This is a genomic window from Dokdonella soli (assembly GCF_039523175.1).
GTDB classification, from domain to species: domain Bacteria; phylum Pseudomonadota; class Gammaproteobacteria; order Xanthomonadales; family Rhodanobacteraceae; genus Dokdonella_A; species Dokdonella_A soli.
On sequence record NZ_BAAAEU010000024.1, the window covers coordinates 50,150 to 68,482 of the forward strand.

The following is an 18,333-nucleotide window of genomic DNA, read 5'->3' on the forward strand; positions in this document are numbered from 1 at the left end:
CGCTGTAGTTGTCTCGCCCTTCATCGCACCACTTGCCGCATCTTGTATTTTTGCCCGCGCGGATTCGCACGTTCCCGTTTTCATCATCTTTGCCTCGTTGCCGGTTCTTTTGGCTGCGCTTTGCATTGGTTTCTTCGGTAGCCTATTTTTCGCATTCAAAACGCGTACGTTTGCTTGGGTTCTTATCACCGTGCAACTTTTGCGGCTGGCGGCATTTCCGCCTCAATCTTGCACGACACCTTCACGTTTGGTCACTAGGCTCGTGGCCCATGCCCTCTAACTATTCGCTCGAGCGGACCGCTGCGGATGGGCTGCGATAGACTGTTAGGCACTGCGGCAGCAGCCGCTTAGCTCAAGCGTTAGGAGTCATGCAATGCAGTGTTTTGCGCATTCGAACGAAATCGCCGAGGGCCTGTGCAAATCCTGCGGCAAAGGCGTTTGTCGCTTATGCGCAATTCAAATCGATCGCGGCCTTGCCTGCTCCGAGGACCGTAGGTTGGGGTGAGCTTGCGAACCCCAACATCACGCGTACACCAATGTTGGGCATCGCTGCGCTCAGCCCAACCTACCCCCATCACTCGGAACGTTCGGCACGCGCGATGGCCAACTCTGGCGCGGCAGACCAATCGGCGCTCATTTCGCCTGCCCGTATATAGCGATGGATCGACGAATACGGCCAATCCGACGCTCGGCTCGCGTGCCCATGCTTGACCGGATTGATGTGCACGTAGTCGACATGACGTCGCAGATCGCCGTCATCGCGGATCTGGTGCTCCCAGAATCTTCGTTGCCAGATCCCGCGCTCGCCCTTGCGTAGACGGCTCTCCCGGATGGATTCGCCACGTTCGATACGCCGCGAGAAGCCCGCTTTTATCAGCATCCAGCGGGTAGAGAAATCCGCATCACCGGACGGCAAGCTCCATACCGCGTGCAGGTGATCCGGCAGTACCACCCAAGCCACGACCCCGAACGGGCGCTTGTCCTTGACTTCTCGCACGGCGTTCCGCAATGCGTCGATACGTTCCACCAGCAGGCGGCGGGAACGGTCGGCGAGGTTGACCGTAAAGAAGTACGTGCCGCCTGGGGCGTTGGCTCTCCGGTAACGCATGTCGCATCATCAGCCGGTCGCGTTGGGGTTCGCAAGCTCACCCCAACCTACGCCCTGCGTAACACGCCCCTTCAACGCGTGAACGCCGTGGCCGCGAGCAGTGGCCGCGCCTTCTTCATGGAACGCCGCCGCTTCCCGCCGGGCTCCGCCTCCGTCCCGTAGATCGGTTGCCGCGTCGCGACGATCAGGCCGAGCGCATCGAACGCGTTCACCACGTCGAACACGTCGGCCATGTGCGCCTTCGCGGACGCGGCGATGCGGTGCAGCGGCGCCTCGCGCATCAGGGTCAACGCGATGCGATGCTGCTTTCGATAGTCGGTATCGACCTGGAACCAGCGCTTGAGCCGGTAGTTCGCGCTGGGGTCGAGATGCTCGGCGAGCCAGCCGTTCGAGCGCAGCAGCGCGTGCAGCCAGCGCAGGCGCGCGAGCGGCCTTGCGGGCAGCTCCTTGCGCAATGCCGCCAAGGCGTGTCCGCCGACGCGGCGGCGCTCCTGGCCGTTGACGGCATCGAGAAAGTAGGGCTCGAGGTCGAGCATGCGCGCGCTGGTGTGGAACGTGTCGGTGACCGGATCGATCAGCAGCGCCGGGAGGCCGGGGCGTTCGAGCAACACCGCTCCGCGCTGGATCAACGCATCGAGGTTGGTGCAGGCGCGTACACGCTGGATATCGAGGAAGCAGGCGCGTGTCGACGGGGCGGTGGTGGGCCTGTCTTCCCGATGGGGCGCCTTGCGTACCTGCGGCACCACGACGCGACGCTCGGGTGCGCTGAAGTCCGAGTGTCGGCGCGGACCCGGCGCCGCGGTGTGGCCGACGTGATTGAGCAGACCGGCAATCGCCTTTGCGCTGATCGGCCGGTGCACGATGAGTTCCGCATCCAGCACGTCCGCACCGGGATCGGCGAGTACGGCGAAATGCCGACCTTCGTCCAGCGCACGCACGCGCGCGCAGCGGCCGCCGAAGTCGGTGAGATCGGACAGGACCAGATCGATGTCGTCGTCCTCGCCGGCGAACGACCATGTGTGATCGAGCAGCGGCTGCACCACGCGCAGGAAGGTTGCGATCTCGGCCAGATCAGCGGCGCCTGCGCCGGCAACGACCAGATGTTTCCGGGTTTTCATCGCGGACAGGGGTTCCGACGCGCCTTGCGGACAGATGCATGACGCTTGTGGTCGCCATTATCCGAACCGGAGCCGGCAAAAGTGTGCGCGCCTGCGTGGTTTCGCAACCCGACGCCTGCCCCGGAGTGCCTGGATGCGGCCCGTCCCGGTCGCGACGGCCGGACCTGACAATGGATCATCCGTTTGCCTGATGCGCTCTCACCCCGTAGTCCGACATTGACGCGCACCTGCCAAGGATTCCCCATGCGAACCGCCCTGCCCGATACAGGCGCTGGCGGCAATGACGTGTCCACCACCTTCGCCATGGCGAGGTGACTGCGGTTTCGCCAACCTCGAATGGACACGCTATGCTGACCGCATCGAAGTGCTTCGGCCTGCCGAGTGGGTCAACTCGACGTTTCCTCAACGCTCCCGTCGCCCGTATTGTCGGGCATCTGGCTGCGCAACTACGCGGCTGCGGAGCTTGCGCGGGCGATCGCCTGCCTGGCGTGGCGCGGCGGGCGCTTCCACACCGGCATACATCAGGCGCGCAAATCCTTGCGCCGCACGCGCGCCACACTCGCGCTGGGCATGCCGGCGCTGGGTCCGGGCGCGATCCTGATCGATCGCGAACTGCGCCGCATGAACCGCCGCCTGTCGAAGCTGCGCGATACGCACGCGCTGGTGGAAACGCTGGACCTGCTGCTCGAGAAAGTCGATGACGACGCTGCATCACGCGTCCTGCGCCGCGCGCGCCGGATCGCCGCGCATGCGCGGGCCGGGTGTGCGCGCTCGACCTTGACCGACGACCCGCAGCTGCAGGACAAGCGCGCACTGCTGGCCGCCCTGCAGGCCGCGCTGCCTGCGCTGCGCTGGGATGCGCTGAGCGAAGCCGACATGTGCGCCACACTCCGGCTCGGCCAGATCCGTGCCGATGAAGCAGGCGCGCGGGCGCAGGCCAACGGCCGCGACGAGGACTGGCATCGCTGGCGTCGCCGCGCGCGGCGCCTGTCGCAGCAACATCGCGCGCTCGGCGACCTGGCCGCGCAATTGCCCGAGGCCGGACACCGCCACAAGGCTCTGGCCGTCCTGCTCGGAGAGGCTCAGGACTACTCACTGCTGCGCGAGCATTGCGGCAAACGGTCGGCATTCGCCGAGTCCGATCGCCAGGTGCTGCGTGCGTTGACGGACCAGGGCATGAAGCGTCTTCGTGAGCGTGTCGCGAAGGTGATCGTGGAATCCGCTGCCGACATGCCGGGCTAGCTTCATTCACCCTCGCGTACGTATCGCCTGATTGCATGGCGCGGCGCTTGCGGACTCTCAACGACGCAGCAGCGCCAGCACGATCTCGATCACGATCAGGAAGACGATCGCGAGTTCGAGCAGCTCTGCGCGGCGGCTCGAAGCTTCATCGTAAAGCGCGGCATAGGTGTCGCGGATGATCGCGAGCTTGCGGTCGACCGCTGCGCCCAGCTTCGGCACGCGGAACAGCTCGAGCGCGGATGCGTAGATGCGCGCGAGATAGACGTCCTCGGTGACCTGCAGCGCGTTGTCCACCTTCTCGGTGAGTTCGGTAACCTCCGCCACCAGCGTGTACAGATGGCGCGCGAGCCGCGCGAAGCGGCGCGCCGCGAGCAGCGACGCTGCGCCGCGCGCCTCCTCGACCAGGTCGTACATGCGCGGCAGTTCCGCATCGAGCAGTTCGTCGTAGTAGCGTAGCTCCAGCAACTGCGCGTTCGCGACCTCGAGCACTTCGGCGACATCGGAATCGCCGCGTGGTTCGTAGATGAATGCGCGATCCCAGGTCAGCACCACGAGATCGTCCTCGTAGTAGGAAAAGCTCTGGCGCAGCAGGTCGCGCCGCGCGCCATCCGAAAGTCTGCGGCGCTCGCCCGACAGCAGCGGCGCCAGGTCGACGCGGTTCTGCAGCTCGATCGCACTCAGTCGCTCGCCGAGTTCGTGGACCTCGGCCAGCAGATAGTCTTCTTCCAGTGCCGCGCTCGAAGGACGCAACAGCGCCGGTGCGATCAAAGCGCGCACCTGGCCGAGCAGGCTGTCCCAGATCGCGTGCCGCGCGGCAGGGCCGATGGCCTGGTCTACCGACACGACATGGCCGACGAATTCCGACCAGGGCAGGTCCGTCACCGGCACGCGCAGGGCCAGCACGACCACACCGAAATCGTAGAACCGTGCGGTCGCGCCAACCTCGACCTCCACCCCACCGACGCTCAACGTCACCGGGCCCAGCCCGAGCGACACCGGTGGCACACCGAACGTGAGGGCTTTCTCGGGAACCGAGTTCAGTCTTCCGCGGTTGCTCATGATGCTGGTCCGCGCCGAGCACAGGGCCTCGACCCGGCCGAGATCGATCGAGTACGCGATATCGAAATGCCGCAGCACGACGATGGAGCCCGATTTCACCGTGACTTCGGCGCTTGCGGTGGCATCGCTTGCCATGGAAACCCTTCGGATCGGCATCAGGAATGCCACGCGAGCATGGCAGGTGGAAGTTTGCGCGCACTGGATTGCGTCCGAGGGCTTGCAGAGAACAACCAATATACGTACATTAGTACGTATGGACGATTTCCGCCTCACCGCTAACCAGCAACGCGTACTCGAGTGCATCCGGCATCATCTGGAACAGCACGGCCGCGCGCCAACCCTGAGGGAAATCTCTGAAAATCTTGGACTTAGCAGCCATAGCTCAGCCCAGGACTACGTCGAGGCCCTGGTCCGCAAGGGCGCGCTCGAACGTTTGCCGTATCATCGCGGCCTGCGCCTTCCGCATCGCTCACGGGCGCTGGCGGCAACCCAGCTTCCCCTCGTCGGCCGGGTTGCCGCCGGCAGCCCGATCCTCGCTGCCGAGAACATCGAAGCGCACCACGGCGTCGATCCCGACCTGTTCCGCCCACGCGCCGATTACCTGCTGCGCGTCGTCGGCCTCAGCATGCGCGACGCCGGCATCCTCGACGGCGACCTGATCGCGGTGCACCGCAGCGCCACGGCCGAGCATGGCCGCATCGTCGTCGCGCGACTCGATGACGAAGTCACCGTCAAGCAGCTCGATCACCGCAATGGCCAAGTGCGCCTGTTGCCGGCGAATCCGGATTTCGCGCCGATCGAGATCGACCCGCGTCGCCACGCGTTCGCGATCGAGGGTCTCTATGTCGGCCTGATCCGTCCAGATGCCCTTCCGTCCCGAACCCATCGACAAGGATGAGTCACGATGTTCACTTCCAGCTCGCCTGACGTCAGCACATCCTTCCCCGAATCAGCGGATTTCGCGCGTATTGCGCCGACTTCGCCGCGCACGCTTGCGCGGCCGGCCTTGGCGCCCGCATCGGTGCGCCCAGCCCGTGACGAGACTGCACTGGCCGGCGTGCTGCGCCATCCCGGCATCTGGCGGCGCAGCACATCGACGGTCATGGCCGTCGATGCGCAGCCGACCGGTCTCGCCGAACTCGATGCGCTGCTGCCCGGTGGCGGCTGGCCGCGCGGCGCGCTCAGCGAGATCCTGATCGAACAGGACGGCATCGGCGAATGCAGCCTGGTTCTGCCCGCGCTCGCTGCGCTCACGCAGGCGCGTCGACGCATCGCGCTGGTCGCGCCACCGTACATTCCCTATGCACCGGCGCTGGCTGCGGCCGGCATCGATCTCGCCCAGCTCGTGCATATCGACGCAGGCGCCACGGACACGCACTGGACTGCCGAACAATGCCTGCGCGCCGGTTGCTGCGGCGCCGTTCTGAACTGGCTGCCGAACGTCGACTACCGCCAGCTGCGTCGCCTGCAACTCGCCGCCGAAACCGGCGCCGCGATCGGCTTCGTGTTCCGCCCGCTCGGCGCGGCGAGCCAGACCAGCCCGGCTGCATTGCGCCTGATGGTCACCGCCTCTGAAAACGGACCGCGCATCGAGATCCTGAAGTGCCGCGGGCGCATCGACGGCAGGACGCAGGCGATCCGCCTGCGCGCCTGACTGCGCCGAGGCATGCGTGTTCTGGGCCTGCCTCCGCTTTCCCCGGCTGGCGCTGGATGCGGTCCGCGCCGACATGGGCGCGCAAGCCTCCAACAAGCCTTTTGCGGTCATCGATGGCCCGACGCAGCGCCGGCAGATCGTGATTGCGAATGCGCCCGCGCGAAAAGCGGGCGTGCGCGCCGGCCAGCCGCTGGCGACTGCGCAGATGCTCTGCCCTCGCCTTTCCGCAACGCCGCGTGATCGCGCAGCGGAACGCCAGGTACTGGAATCGCTCGCGAACTGGGCCTACCGCTTCAGCGCCGGGATCAGCATCGCCGCACCGGACACGCTCTTCCTCGAAGCCGGTGGAAGCCTCGGGCTGTTCGGCGGCTGGCCCACGCTGGAGCGACGGCTGCGCAGCGAACTCGGCACGTTCGGATTCGCCTGTTCGCTGGCCGCCGCACCAACCGCAGCCGGCGCGTGCGTGCTCGCAACACATGCGGACGGCATCGCGATTCCCGCGATCGCGCAGCTGGCGAATGCGCTCGGCGCCGTGCCGCTTGTCGCGAGCGGATTGGACGACAGGATCGTCACGGCACTCCACGGCATGGGCTTCCGCGAATTGCATGACCTGTTCCGCCTGCCCCGCGCCGAACTCGCGCGGCGTATCGGAGAGAACGCACTCGATCATCTCGACCGCATGCGCGGCCTGCTCGACGAAGCACTCCCGCGCTGGCGGCCAGCGGACCGGTTCGAACGGTGCATCGAATTTTCGTTCGGCATCGAGGCGCAAGGAGCGCTCGCGTTTCCGCTGCAGCGGCTGGTCCGCGAGTTCGCGCTGTTTCTGACCGCGCGTGACGGCGGTGTGCAGCGCTTCGCGCTGGTGCTCGGCCATGAGCGCGGCGCAAGCACGCGTGTCGAGATCGGTCTGCTCACGCCGCAACGCGACGCGACGTCGCTGTTCGATCTTGCTCGCACACGACTCGAACGCATCGAACTCGTCGCGCCCGTGCATTCGCTGACCCTGCATGCCGACGACCTGCCGTCGCTGTGTCCGCTGCACCGCGACCTGTTCGACAGCAATCACCGCGAGCAGCTCGACTGGCCGATGCTGGCCGAACGCCTGCGTGCGCGACTCGGCGACGGGGCGTTGAAGGGTCTGCGCTGCGTAGCCGATCACCGCCCCGCTCGCGCATGGCACTTCGTGCCGGCCACCGATGCCGTTGTCGCCCCCACGAGCGGCCGTAGGAGCGGCTTCAGCCGCGATGCTCTTTCTTCCGGCGTTCCAAGACAAAGCATCGCGGCTGAAGCCTGTCCTGAGCCCAGTCGAAGGGCCGCTCCTACAGGGAATACACGGCCATTCTGGCTGCTGCGTCAGCCGATCGTGTTGCGCGGCACGCCACCACGCGTGCTCACCGGTCCCGAGCGCATCGAAAGCGGCTGGTGGGACGAACGCGACCAGCGCCGCGACTACTACATCATCGAAACGCGCTCCGGCCAGCGCGCCTGGGCATTCGTCGAAGCCGGAACCACGGTGAACTGGACGCTGCACGGCTGGTTCGCATGAAGCCGTCCAAGCCACCGAAGCGCCGGCATCTGCGCGCGCCGATCGAACCCGACATCGCGAACGAGAGTGATCACGATCCGCGCAGCGTGTTGCACAAAATACAGCGGCACCCTGCAGGCGATTCGGCCGAAGCCGATTCAATCGTGCACAGGGATAGCCGTCTCGGCATGGAAAAGGCCTACGCCGAACTGCACTGCCTGTCGAACTTCTCGTTCCAGCGCGGCGCATCGAGCGCGCCCGAACTGTTCGAGCGCGCGAAGAAACTCGGCTATGCCGCGCTCGCGATCACCGACGAATGCTCGCTGGCCGGCATCGTGCGCGCGCTCGTCGCGGCGGAAGCGAGCGGCGTGAAGCTCATCGTCGGCTGTGAAGTGCTGCTCGTCGACGGCCCGAAGCTCGTGCTGCTCGCGCGCAACCGGGATGGCTACAGCGACCTCTGCAAACTGATCACGACAGGACGTCGACGCAGCGCGAAAGGCGAATACCGCCTGGCTCAAACGGATGTGGAGCAACTCGGCGACGGTGTGCTGGCCTTGTGGTCGCCACCGCATCGGACGAAGCCCTGCGATGAAGAAGCCGCATGGATTTCGCGACATTTCGCCAACCGGGCCTGGATTGCCGTCGAGCTGCATCGTGACGCGGACGATCCATCACGTCTCGCCACGCTTCGGGCGCTCGGCGAGCGCCACGAACTTCCCCTCGTCGCGAGCGGCGACGTGCACATGCATGTGCGCCGCCGTCGTGCACTGCAGGACGTGATGAGCGCGATCCGGCTCGGCTGCACCGTCGCCGAAGCCGGCCATGCACTGTTTCCGAACGGTGAACGCCATTTGCGCTGCGTCGAAGACATCGCGTCGCTGTATCCGCCGTCGCTGCTCGCCGAGACACTGCGCATCGCGGCGCTGTGCACTCTCGACTTGCGCAAGCTCGACTATCGCTACCCATCCGAAGTCGTTCCGCAGGGACTCCACGCCATCGAACACCTGCGCGACCTGACCTGGAAAGGCGCCGCCGAGCGCTGGCCCGACGGCATCCCTGCCGACGTGCGCGAACAGGTCGAAAAGGAACTCGACCTCATCGAGTACCTGAAGTACGAACATTTTTTCCTGACCGTCGCGGACATCGTGCACTGGGCGTGTGGGCGCGAGCCGCCGATCCTGTGCCAAGGACGCGGCTCGTCGGCGAACTCGGCCGTTTGCTACTGCCTTGGCATCACCGCGGTTACGCCCGAAAGCGGCAATCTTCTGTTCGAGCGCTTCCTGTCGAAGGAACGCGATGAACCGCCCGACATCGATGTCGACTTCGAGCACGAGCGCCGCGAGGAAGTCATCCAGTACGTGTTCGACAAGTACGGTCGCGACCGCGCCGCACTCGCCGCGACCGTGATCAGCTACCGCAGCAAGAGCGCGGTGCGCGACGTCGGCCACGCACTCGGCATCCCGGATGACCAGCTCGATGCATTGAGCGGACTGTTATCGCGCATCCGCAGCGGCCAGCCGTTCGAGACGGTACTGCGCGAAAGCGGCTTCGATCCGGCCAGCCGCGCCCTGCGCCGGCTGTTCGCACTCGCCGGCGAGCTGCGCGGCTTTCCGCGCCATCTGTCGCAGCATGTCGGCGGTTTCGTGATCTCTGACCAACCGTTGCACCATCTCGTGCCGGTCGAGAACGCGGCGATGCCGGACCGCACGATCATCCAATGGGACAAGAATGATCTCGAGGAAATGCGCCTGCTCAAGGTCGACGTGCTCGCGCTCGGCATGCTGACCGCGTTGCGCAAATGCCTCGACCTCCTGCATGCGCACGGCCTGTGGACGCGGCCTCGCCGTGGCGGAAAGCCGGTCCTGCAAGACATTCCGCCGCCTGATGACAAGGCCAGCGAGGAGGTCTACGAGATGATCTGCGCAGCCGACACGATCGGCGTGTTCCAGATCGAATCACGCGCGCAGATGTCGATGCTGCCGCGGCTGAAGCCGCGCAACTTCTACGATCTCGTGGTGCAGATCGCGATCGTGCGGCCTGGTCCGATCCAAGGCGACATGGTCCACCCCTACCTGCGCCGGCGCAAAGGCGAGGAAAAGGTCAGCTATCCGCAATCGCGCTTTGAGCGCGAGTCGGGACGCGGCACTTCGGCGGTCAAGGGCGTGCTCGAACGCACGCTCGGTGTGCCGATCTTCCAGGAGCAGGTGATGAAACTGATCCAGGCCGTCGCCGGCTTCACGCCCGGCGAAGCCGACCAGCTGCGCCGCGCAATGGCCGCCTGGGGACGCGGCGGCGACCTCGAACCGTTCCGCGAGAAGATCCGCGGCGGCATGCTTGCGCGCGGCTACGACGAAGCGTATTACGAACGCATCTTCGAACAGATCAAGGGCTTTGGCGAATACGGTTTTCCGGAATCGCACTCGGCGAGTTTCGCCAACCTCGCCTGGGCCTCGTCGTGGCTCAAGCACTATCACCCGGCCGCGTTCACCTGCGCGCTGCTGAACTCGCAGCCGATGGGCTTCTACCAGCCCTCACAGCTGATCCAGGATGCGCAGCGGCATGGAGTGCACGTTCTGCCGGTCGATGTCATGACCAGCGAATGGGATTGCACGCTGGAACCAGTAAAGCCCTCTCCCTCGGCGATGAATCCGCTGCACGAAAAAGCTCAGATCAACGCGCGAGTAAAGCCCTCTCCCCTAAGCTCGCTTGGGGGAGAGGGTTGGGTGAGGGGGCGGGGGTCCGAGGTCTCGCAAGCAGTCGTCCCTGAAGCGCCCACCAGTCGGCATCCTGCCTCCTCCGAAAACGGCATACGCGATGCCTGTGGGCATCGCGTGAGCATGCCGTTTTCGACCCCAACGATGAAACCGTTGGGGGAGAGGGAGCAGGCTGCGCTGCGCTTGGGCCTGCGCGAAGTCCGGGGACTGTCGGAAGACGTCGCCACACGCCTCGTCACCGCACGTCGCGAGGCGCCTTTCCACGATGTCGCGGACATGACGCGCCGCGCCCGCGTCAGCGCCCCCGAACGCGCGCGCTTGGCCGATGCGGGCGCCCTGCAGAATCTCAGCGGTCATCGCTATCGGGCGCGCTGGGAAGCCGCCGGCGCGGAACTGCCGGCGCCCATCCTCGAAAACGCGGTGATCACAGAAGCCCGGGTCACACTGCGCAGTCCCTCGCTGCGTGAGGACGTGATGACCGACTACGCAACACTCGGCCTTTCACTGACGCAGCATCCGCTGTCACTGGTCCGCGATGAACTCGCTCGGCGGCGTGTGTCTCCGGCAAGCGTGACCACGGACTCGGCGAATCGCGGACGTCCGCTGCGCTGCGCGGGGCTCGTCACCGTGCGCCAGCATCCAGGTACAGCGAAGGGCGTCACCTTCGTCACACTCGAAGACGAAACCGGCCAGGTCAATGTCGTGGTCTGGCGCGCGCTGGCGCAGAAGCAGCATCGCGTGTTGCTGGAATCGACCGTGATGGCGGTCGATGGCGTGCTCGAAGCCAGCGATGGCGTGCATCACCTGATCGCGAAGCGGCTGCACGACTTCAGCGCGCTGCTGCCGGAGTTCTCGTTCGCGTCACGGGATTTTCATTGAACGCAACCGCCACGACCTTGCGCTGCGGCCCGCTCCAATTCCGCGAGTACCGGATGCGACGACAGCATCGGGAACATGCGCGCCTTCGGCATGAACATGATCGAGTCGCCGAACGGAGTTGTGCGGCCGAAATGGACGGTAACGGGATTGCTGTTGATCCAGCGAATCTCGGTGACGCGATCGATTGCAGTCACGGGCACGGCAATCTCGCGCACGTAGTTCGAGACGTGCAGGACCGTACCTTCAAGCCGCACATGTTTCAGGAATACACCGTATCGCCAAAGCATTGCACTGATGGCGAGCTAGGCGCACAGAACGATCCATTTGAGGATGGCAGGGGTTGGCTGACGGTCGCTTCCCACCGGAGCCGGGTCCAGGAACAGCAGCACGGTCGTAAAACCCAGTGCACAGAACATGAGTGGCGGAAGCACGAACTTCCATCAGGAACGTCAGTCCGGATGACAACGATTCCGCCCGCGCTTCACTGCTCCCATGCCTTCCGCTCATCGTGCTCGCACTCCATTCAACGCGCGCTCTCAGGGCGCTTCCAGCGTCCCCGCGATACGCCCCATGAACGGCCGGTAGTAGCGCAGCTCGGCGATCGAATCGCGCACGTCGCTGAGCGCCGTATGCGCGGAGTCCTTGGCGAAGCCGCGACTCACCTCGGGCGCCCAGCGCCGCGCAAGTTCCTTGATCGTCGAGACATCGAGGTTGCGATAGTGGAAGAACCGCTCCAGGCGCGGCATCCGCCGGTACAGGAAACGGCGGTCCTGGCAGATCGAATTGCCGCACATCGGCGACTTGCCGGCCACCGCCCACTGGTTGAGGAATTCCATCGTCAACGCCTCGGCCGTCGCGAGATCGATGCGGGAATCGATGACGCGCTGCCACAGGCCCGACTTGCGATGCTGGTTGCGGTTCCAGTCGTCCATCGCCTCCAGCCGTTCGACCGGATGTGCGATCGCGAACTCCGGCCCTTCGGCCAGCGGGTTCAGGTCCTTGTCGGTGACGACCGTCGCGATCTCGAGGATCGAATCGTTGTCGGGATCGAGCCCGGTCATCTCCAGGTCGATCCAGATCAGGTTGTCCTCGCTCGGCTCGCGCATGCATTCCTCCGGCAGTCCGAGCCCGAGTCTAGGCAAGCCGCGGCGTGTTGGAAACCCTCGGCTCGCAGCGACCGCACCTGGCCCGCTATGCTCGCGGCACGATGACACAGACCTTCCTCTGGCACGACTACGAAACCACCGGCGCGGATCCGCGCCGCGACCGGCCCGCGCAATTCGCCGCAATCCGCACTACGCTCGATCTCGAACCGATCGGTGAGCCGGTCTCGCTGTACTGCAAGCCCGCACCGGACGTGCTGCCACATCCGGAAGCCTGCCTGATCACCGGGATCACGCCGCAGCAGATGCAGCGCGAGGGCGTGATCGAGGCCGAATTCGCCGCGGTCGTCAACGAACACATGGCCGAGCCCGGCACCTGCAGCGTCGGCTACAACTCGCTGCGCTTCGACGACGAGTTCACGCGCCATCTGCTCTATCGCAACTTCCACGATCCGTACGAGCGCGAGTGGAAGGATGGCAATTCGCGCTGGGACCTGATCGATCTCGCGCGCCTGTGCTACGCACTGCGCCCGGACGGCATCGAATGGCCGCGACGCGAGGACGGCTCGCCGAGTTTCCGCCTCGAACATCTCGCCGGCGCGAACCATATCGTGCAGCAACGCGCGCACGATGCGGTCTCCGACGTCGAGGCACTGATCGGCTTCGCGCGCCTGATCCGCGTGCGCCAGCCGCGGCTCTGGGAGTTCTATTTCGGCCTGCGTCGCAAGCAGCGCGTGTTCGAGCTGCTCGATGTCGCACGCATGACGCCGCTCGTGCACGTATCCTCGCGCTATCCGGCCAGCCGCGGCTGTCTCGCACTGATCGCGCCGCTGGCGATGCATCCGACCTTGCCCAACGGCGTGATCGCCTACGACCTCGACATCGATCCGGCGCCTCTGCTCGAACTCGACGCCGACGATGTCGCGGACCGCGTCTTCACCGCGCGTGCGGACCTCCCCGAAGAGGTTGAGCGCATTCCGCTGAAAGTCATCCATGCGAACCGCGCGCCAGCGCTGGCCCCGATCAGCGTGCTGAAAGGCGTCGATCTCGCGCGCATCACGCTCGATCCGGAACGCGCGCTCGCGCATCTGGAACGCCTGCGCGGCGTCGACGGGCTCGCCGCGAAACTGCAACGCGTGTTCTCCCGCGGCGAGGCACGCGCCGCAGCCGCCGACCCGGAACTGGCGCTGTATGACGGCTTCCCCTCCGATGCCGACAAGCAGTTGCTGCGCAGTGTGCGCAAGACGCCGCCCGAGCAGCTCGGCACGCACGCATTCCCGTTCCGCGATGCACGCTATCCGGAACTGCTGTTCCGCTACCGCGCGCGCAACTGGCCGGGCACGCTGAGCGCGGATGAAAGCGAACGCTGGGATGCATTCCGCCGCCGCCGACTGGACACCGCCACGCCGCTCACCGCACTGACGCGAGAGGACTATCTCGCGACGATCGCGCGCCTGCGCGCCGATCCCGCCCTGCCCGCGGACCAGCAACCGCTACTCGACGCGCTGGAGAGCTGGGAAGGCGAGCTGCGCGGATGACCGCGTCGTCAACCCACCATGCGAACACTCCGCCTGAACGCGGAGCGAACGCTCGACCAATTCGTCGCCCCCGGCGAACGCCGGGGTCCAGTGCCTTTCATGCACGCCCGGCGACGGCGCTGGATCCCGGCGTTCGCCGGGACGACGAGCATTCTTCGCGCAGGGTGCGAATACTCGGCCCGGGCGCGGAGCGAATACTTCACCCGGACGCGATGCGAACACCCCACGAACGCAACGCGAACACCCCACCAATTGGTCGCCCCGGCGAAGGCCGGGCCTGGTGCCTTTCATGCACGCCCGGCGACGGCGCTGGGTCCAGGCGTTCGCCGGGATGACAAGTATCGGGATGACAGGTATCGAGACGACGAACGCGCAGGCACCATCGACTCCGCATGACGCATGCAAGGAGGCAGCTCTGCCCTTGCCGCAACTACAATGGCTCGGCGACTACCCTGTTTCCGGACGCATCCTGCTTCGAGCGAATCCGCTCGCGGGTAGACTGCGCGCCGGTCCCGCTTGGTGAATCCTTGAATCGAGGCATTTCGGAATGATCCTGCGCTATCTCAAGCGATTCGTCGGAATCGTGCTGGCACTCGCACTGACCGTGGCCGTCTGCATCGCCGTATTCGGCAGAGACCTCATGCACATCGCCACCGGCTCGGTGAGCCATGCCCTGTGCGCAGCGACGTTCATCTCCGGCTTCGACCCGGACCAGGTGTACAGGGAACAGGAACTGCCTGAAAACGGCATGCACTGGATCGACTGGGCGCTGCACTACGACATCGACCGCGTTCGACAGGAGGTCCGCACCACCGTTGTCGGCGCATTCGGCGCTCGCGCGGTGTTCCGCCAGGGCCTCGGTTGTGTCCTCGTCCATGGCAATGACGAGATACCGCGCGTCGATGCCGAGGTGAGGGAACCCGTCGCGGCCAGCGCGTTCGCCGGACCGAACGTCGTGGAACCGACCGATCCGGCGCTGCGCAAAGCGCTGGATTTCGCCTTCGCCGAACCGGACCCGGTGCACCTGCGCTGGACCAAGGCCGTCGTGGTCCTGCATGACGGCAGGCTGATCGCAGAACGCTATGCGCCAGGCTACGGGCCGGACACGTCGATCTGGGCTCACTCGCTGTCGAAGTCCCTGACGAGCGCTCTCATCGGCATTCTCGTCAACCAAGGCAAGCTGCGGCGGGAACAACCCGCGCCGATCGCTGCCTGGGGCGACCCGGCGGACCCGCATCACGCGATCACCGTCGACCAGCTCGTGCGGATGACCAGCGGTCTGCCGTTCGACGAAACCAACAGTCCGGTCAATCCGGCGACGCGCATGTGGTTTCTGGAGCGCGACATGGCGGGCTATGCGGAGCACGAGCCGCTCGCACATCCGCCGGGCACCGCCTGGGGCTACAGCAACCTCGGCTACCTGATCCTCTCGCGCATCGTCCGCGACGCGGCCGGTGGCGGCATTGTGGACGCCGAACGCTTCGCGCGCCGCGAGCTTTTCGAGCCGCTGGGCATGCGCACGATGACGATCGATCACGACATCACCGGCACGCCGCTCGGTGCGAGCCACACCTACGGCTCGGCGCGCGACTGGGCGCGCTTCGGCCAGCTCTACCTCGACGACGGCGTCGCCGACGGACGTCGCATCCTGCCCGAGGGCTGGGCGTCCTACAGTGCTTCGCAGTCCCTTGATACCGGCTACGGTGCCGGTTTCTGGACCAATCTCGTCAACGAAGGAAGCGTGCCGATCTGGAATGCGCCCTGGGGCATGCCGCGGCTTCCGAAGGACATGTTCTTCGCTCGCGGTTACCTCGGGCAGTACATCGTGATCGTGCCGTCGGAACGCCTGGTGGTGGCACGCTTCGGCCTGACGCACGACGGCAGCACCGGCATCGGCGGCGCGGTCGCCGACATCATCACCGCACTGCATGGACAGCCGGCCCAGCCATAACATGGACATCGCGCGCCGCGCGCTGCCGTCGGCACAGCGCGATGCGCTGTACGACTATCAGTGATAGGAATGCCCCTCGCTCCAACGACCTTCAAGCATCGAGTCCGCCAAGACCTATGGGAACGTCCTACTTCAGCAACGCCACGTTCAAGTTCCTGCGCGACCTTGCCGCCAACAACAGTCGCACGTGGTTCGCCGCGAACAAATCACGCTACGAGGACGTGCTTCGCCAACCGTTCCTGCGCCTGATCACGGACTTGCAGGCGCCTCTTGCAAAGATCAGCACGCACTATCGCGCCGATCCGCGTCCGCAAGGCGGCTCGCTGTTCCGCATCCATCGCGATACGCGCTTCGCGAACGACAAGGCGCCCTACAAGACCTGGGCCGGCGCGCGATTCGCGCACGAGCGGCGCCGCGAGATCGAGGCGCCGTCGTTCTACCTGCACATCCAGCCGCGTGACAGCTTCACCGGCGGCGGCATCTGGCATCCGGAGCCGTCGACGCTGAAGAAGATCCGCGAATTTCTCGGAGACAACCCGGCGGCGTGGAAGAAGGCGACGCAGGCGAAGGCGTTCCGCGAACGCTTCGAATTCTTCGGCGAGAACCTGACGCGCCCGCCACGCGGCTTCGATCCTGCGCACGAACTGATCGAAGACCTGAAGCGAAAGAACTTCGCGGCCGGACAGAGTTTCGCGGATGCGCTCGCGTGCTCGGATGAACTGCTGCCCTTCACCATCGATACGTTCAAGCGCATCGCGCCGATGATCGACTACCTCTGCGCAGCGGTCGAACTCGAGTTCTGATCGCGCCGCTGCTGCATCGGCCGCAACACCACGGTCGCCGTCATGCCAGCCGCGAGCGTGACGCCGGCTGGCAGGTAATCGGGGTCGATCGCGATGCGCACCGGCACGCGCTGGGCGAGACACACCCAGCTGAACGTCGACGCCACATTGGCGAGCAGGTTCACGCAGGTCGGATTGTCGATGTCGCCACTTCCGCGCCTGTACGCACGCGGCCACCCGACTGTTCGCTGGCGGACAATCGTTCTGCGACGCCCGCTATCCGCCTGAAAATAATCCGCAGAAACAACACAGTAGATAGCATCCTCGGCGTGGCACGATCCCTGCTGTAATGCCGGCATGGATATCGCCCGCCCCGAACTCAAACAACGCAAACGCCGCCGTCAGTATCTGATCGGCGCTGGCGTCGTCGCTCTGATCACCGCCGCCGGCGTCGGACTCGCCGCACTCGGACCGGCGATGCCATCGGTCGATCGCTCCGGTGTGCTCATCGGCACGGTGAAACGCGGCGAGCTGCTGCGCGAGGTGCGCGGACCCGGCACGCTGGTGCCGAAGGAGATCCGCTGGATCGCCGCCGAGACCGCCGCGCGCGTCGAACACATCGTGGTCAAACCCGGCGCCACCGTGCAGCCGGATACCGTGATCCTCGAACTCAGCAATCCGGAAGTCGACGACCAGTTGCTCGCCGCCAAGGCGGCCGTGACCGCGGCGCAGTCCGATCTCGCCGCCAAGCGCACCGACCTCAGTTCGAAGCTGCTTGACGAGCAATCCGCATTCGCGCACGCAAAGAGCGACTATGAAGCCGCGCGCATGCAGGCCGAGGCGGAGAAAGTCGTCGCCGAGAAGGGCGTGATCCCGGCCGTGCAGTACAAGAAGAGTCTGGTCGTGCTCGAACAGCTGAAGAACCGCGTATCGATCGAGGAGCAGCGCGTGGGTGAATTCCGGCGCAATATCGCCGCGCAGATCGCCGCCGAACAGGCGCGCCTCGACCAGCTCGCCGCCACGCGCGAACTGCGCCAACGCCAGGCCGACGCACTGCATCTGCGCGCCGGCATCGCCGGCATCCTGCAACAGGTGCCGGTCGAGGAAGGCCAGCAGGTCGCGGTCGGCACGAACCTCGCGCGCGTCGCCAAACCCGGCGAACTGATGGCCGAATTGCGCATCGCCGAAACGCAGGCAAAGGATGTCGCGCTCGGCCAGCCGGTCAAGGTCGATACGCGCAACGGCATCGTCGATGGCAAGGTGCTGCGCGTCGATCCGGCCGTGCAGAACGGCACGGTGCAGGTCGACGTGGAACTCGTCGGCATGCTGCCGGCCGGCGCGCGGCCGGATCTGTCGGTCGACGGCACGATCGAAATCGAGCGCCTGCCGGACGTGCTCTATGTCGGCCGCCCCGCGTTCGGCCAACCCGATTCCGAGGTGCGCCTGTTCAAGGCCGACCCGGCCAGCGGCGTCGCCAGCCGCCTGCCGGTGCTGCTCGGCAAGAGTTCGGTGAACCTGATCGAGATCCGCCGCGGCCTGAATGTCGGCGACCAGGTGATCCTGTCCGACACCAGCGCGTACGACCAGCATGACCGGATCAGACTGAAATGACCCAGGCGCCATCGTCCCGGCGAATGCAGAGACCCGGCGTCTCTCCCGC

At 65.8% G+C, this 18,333-nt stretch carries 15 protein-coding genes; 9 read left to right on the forward strand and 6 right to left on the reverse strand.

What is annotated here, in order from left to right; translation table 11 throughout:
- Positions 1-574: 574 nt before the first annotated feature.
- Together ABD002_RS14205 and ABD002_RS14210 are read right to left on the reverse strand one after the other, a co-directional pair.
- Positions 575-1,108: an REP-associated tyrosine transposase gene (locus ABD002_RS14205; protein WP_343792242.1), complete on the reverse strand. Its 534-nt coding sequence runs from the start codon at positions 1,106-1,108 to the stop codon at positions 575-577.
- Between the two features lie 71 nt (positions 1,109-1,179).
- Complete coding sequence (locus ABD002_RS14210) at positions 1,180-2,226, reverse strand: hypothetical protein (protein ID WP_343792244.1); 1,047 nt, start codon at positions 2,224-2,226, stop codon at positions 1,180-1,182.
- A 423-nt stretch (positions 2,227-2,649) separates the two neighbouring features.
- On the opposite strand from ABD002_RS14210, the gene ABD002_RS14215 reads away from it, so the two are divergent.
- The gene (locus tag ABD002_RS14215) at positions 2,650-3,468 is read left to right on the forward strand and encodes a CHAD domain-containing protein (protein WP_343792246.1); all 819 of its coding nucleotides are present in this window, start codon (positions 2,650-2,652) and stop codon (positions 3,466-3,468) included.
- Positions 3,469-3,525: 57 nt separating this feature from the next.
- Here the strand turns inward: ABD002_RS14215 and ABD002_RS14220 are convergent, their stop codons facing one another.
- On the reverse strand, positions 3,526-4,662 hold the full coding sequence (locus ABD002_RS14220) for an RMD1 family protein (protein WP_343792248.1): 1,137 nt from the start codon (positions 4,660-4,662) through the stop codon (positions 3,526-3,528).
- Between the two features lie 118 nt (positions 4,663-4,780).
- On the opposite strand from ABD002_RS14220, the gene lexA reads away from it, so the two are divergent.
- From lexA to ABD002_RS14240, 4 genes are all read left to right on the forward strand, one after another.
- Complete coding sequence (gene lexA, locus ABD002_RS14225; RefSeq protein WP_343792250.1) at positions 4,781-5,425, forward strand: transcriptional repressor LexA; 645 nt, start codon at positions 4,781-4,783, stop codon at positions 5,423-5,425.
- 6 nt (positions 5,426-5,431) lie between these two features.
- Positions 5,432-6,181, forward strand: coding sequence for a translesion DNA synthesis-associated protein ImuA (imuA, locus tag ABD002_RS14230; protein WP_343792252.1), 750 nt, complete (start codon positions 5,432-5,434; stop codon positions 6,179-6,181).
- A 73-nt stretch (positions 6,182-6,254) separates the two neighbouring features.
- Positions 6,255-7,727: a Y-family DNA polymerase gene (locus ABD002_RS14235; RefSeq protein ID WP_343792254.1), complete on the forward strand. Its 1,473-nt coding sequence runs from the start codon at positions 6,255-6,257 to the stop codon at positions 7,725-7,727.
- A 167-nt stretch (positions 7,728-7,894) separates the two neighbouring features.
- A complete protein-coding gene (locus tag ABD002_RS14240; protein ID WP_343793264.1) occupies positions 7,895-11,299 on the forward strand; it encodes an error-prone DNA polymerase in 3,405 nt (1,134 codons plus the stop codon).
- On the opposite strand, the gene ABD002_RS14245 is transcribed toward ABD002_RS14240, so the two are convergent.
- Both ABD002_RS14245 and orn read right to left on the reverse strand, forming a co-directional pair.
- Positions 11,293-11,514, reverse strand: a complete 222-nt coding sequence (locus ABD002_RS14245) for a hypothetical protein (RefSeq protein ID WP_343792256.1) — start codon at positions 11,512-11,514, stop codon at positions 11,293-11,295. The genes ABD002_RS14240 and ABD002_RS14245 overlap by 7 nt on opposite strands.
- Positions 11,515-11,835: 321 nt before the next feature.
- The gene (gene orn / locus ABD002_RS14250) at positions 11,836-12,405 is read right to left on the reverse strand and encodes an oligoribonuclease (RefSeq protein ID WP_343792257.1); all 570 of its coding nucleotides are present in this window, start codon (positions 12,403-12,405) and stop codon (positions 11,836-11,838) included.
- A 101-nt stretch (positions 12,406-12,506) separates the two neighbouring features.
- Here orn and sbcB point away from each other — a divergent pair, with 101 nt between their 5' ends.
- The 3 genes from sbcB to ABD002_RS14265 all read left to right on the forward strand — a co-directional run bounded on the left by sbcB (position 12,507) and on the right by ABD002_RS14265 (position 16,694).
- The gene (sbcB, locus tag ABD002_RS14255) at positions 12,507-13,940 is read left to right on the forward strand and encodes an exodeoxyribonuclease I (RefSeq protein WP_343792259.1); all 1,434 of its coding nucleotides are present in this window, start codon (positions 12,507-12,509) and stop codon (positions 13,938-13,940) included.
- A 547-nt stretch (positions 13,941-14,487) separates the two neighbouring features.
- A complete protein-coding gene (locus ABD002_RS14260) occupies positions 14,488-15,891 on the forward strand; it encodes a serine hydrolase domain-containing protein (protein WP_343792261.1) in 1,404 nt (467 codons plus the stop codon).
- A 116-nt stretch (positions 15,892-16,007) separates the two neighbouring features.
- The gene (locus ABD002_RS14265; protein WP_343792263.1) at positions 16,008-16,694 is read left to right on the forward strand and encodes a DUF2461 domain-containing protein; all 687 of its coding nucleotides are present in this window, start codon (positions 16,008-16,010) and stop codon (positions 16,692-16,694) included.
- Here ABD002_RS14265 and ABD002_RS14270 read toward each other — a convergent pair.
- Entirely contained in the window at positions 16,661-16,858 is a 198-nt protein-coding gene (locus ABD002_RS14270; RefSeq protein ID WP_343792265.1) for a hypothetical protein, read from the reverse strand. The two genes, ABD002_RS14265 and ABD002_RS14270, sit on opposite strands and share 34 nt — an antisense overlap.
- Before the next feature lie 172 nt (positions 16,859-17,030).
- On the opposite strand from ABD002_RS14270, the gene ABD002_RS14275 reads away from it, so the two are divergent.
- Entirely contained in the window at positions 17,031-18,284 is a 1,254-nt protein-coding gene (locus ABD002_RS14275; RefSeq protein WP_343792266.1) for an efflux RND transporter periplasmic adaptor subunit, read from the forward strand.
- The last annotated feature ends 49 nt before the right edge of the window (positions 18,285-18,333 follow it).

Excerpts from the sequence above, each read along its gene's own strand:
- lexA (WP_343792250.1), top strand. The coding sequence starts at position 4,781 with ATGGACGATTTCCGCCTCACCGCTAACCAGCAACGCGTACTCGAGTGC.
- sbcB (WP_343792259.1), top strand. The coding sequence starts at position 12,507 with ATGACACAGACCTTCCTCTGGCACGACTACGAAACCACCGGCGCGGAT.
- ABD002_RS14220 (WP_343792248.1), bottom strand. The coding sequence starts at position 4,662 with ATGGCAAGCGATGCCACCGCAAGCGCCGAAGTCACGGTGAAATCGGGC.
- ABD002_RS14260 (WP_343792261.1), top strand. The coding sequence starts at position 14,488 with ATGATCCTGCGCTATCTCAAGCGATTCGTCGGAATCGTGCTGGCACTC.
- orn (WP_343792257.1), bottom strand. The coding sequence starts at position 12,405 with ATGCGCGAGCCGAGCGAGGACAACCTGATCTGGATCGACCTGGAGATG.
- ABD002_RS14235 (WP_343792254.1), top strand. The coding sequence starts at position 6,255 with ATGGGCGCGCAAGCCTCCAACAAGCCTTTTGCGGTCATCGATGGCCCG.
- ABD002_RS14205 (WP_343792242.1), bottom strand. The coding sequence starts at position 1,108 with ATGCGTTACCGGAGAGCCAACGCCCCAGGCGGCACGTACTTCTTTACG.
- ABD002_RS14240 (WP_343793264.1), top strand. The coding sequence starts at position 7,895 with ATGGAAAAGGCCTACGCCGAACTGCACTGCCTGTCGAACTTCTCGTTC.
- ABD002_RS14275 (WP_343792266.1), top strand. The coding sequence starts at position 17,031 with ATGGATATCGCCCGCCCCGAACTCAAACAACGCAAACGCCGCCGTCAG.
- ABD002_RS14265 (WP_343792263.1), top strand. The coding sequence starts at position 16,008 with ATGGGAACGTCCTACTTCAGCAACGCCACGTTCAAGTTCCTGCGCGAC.
- ABD002_RS14210 (WP_343792244.1), bottom strand. The coding sequence starts at position 2,226 with ATGAAAACCCGGAAACATCTGGTCGTTGCCGGCGCAGGCGCCGCTGAT.
- imuA (WP_343792252.1), top strand. The coding sequence starts at position 5,432 with ATGTTCACTTCCAGCTCGCCTGACGTCAGCACATCCTTCCCCGAATCA.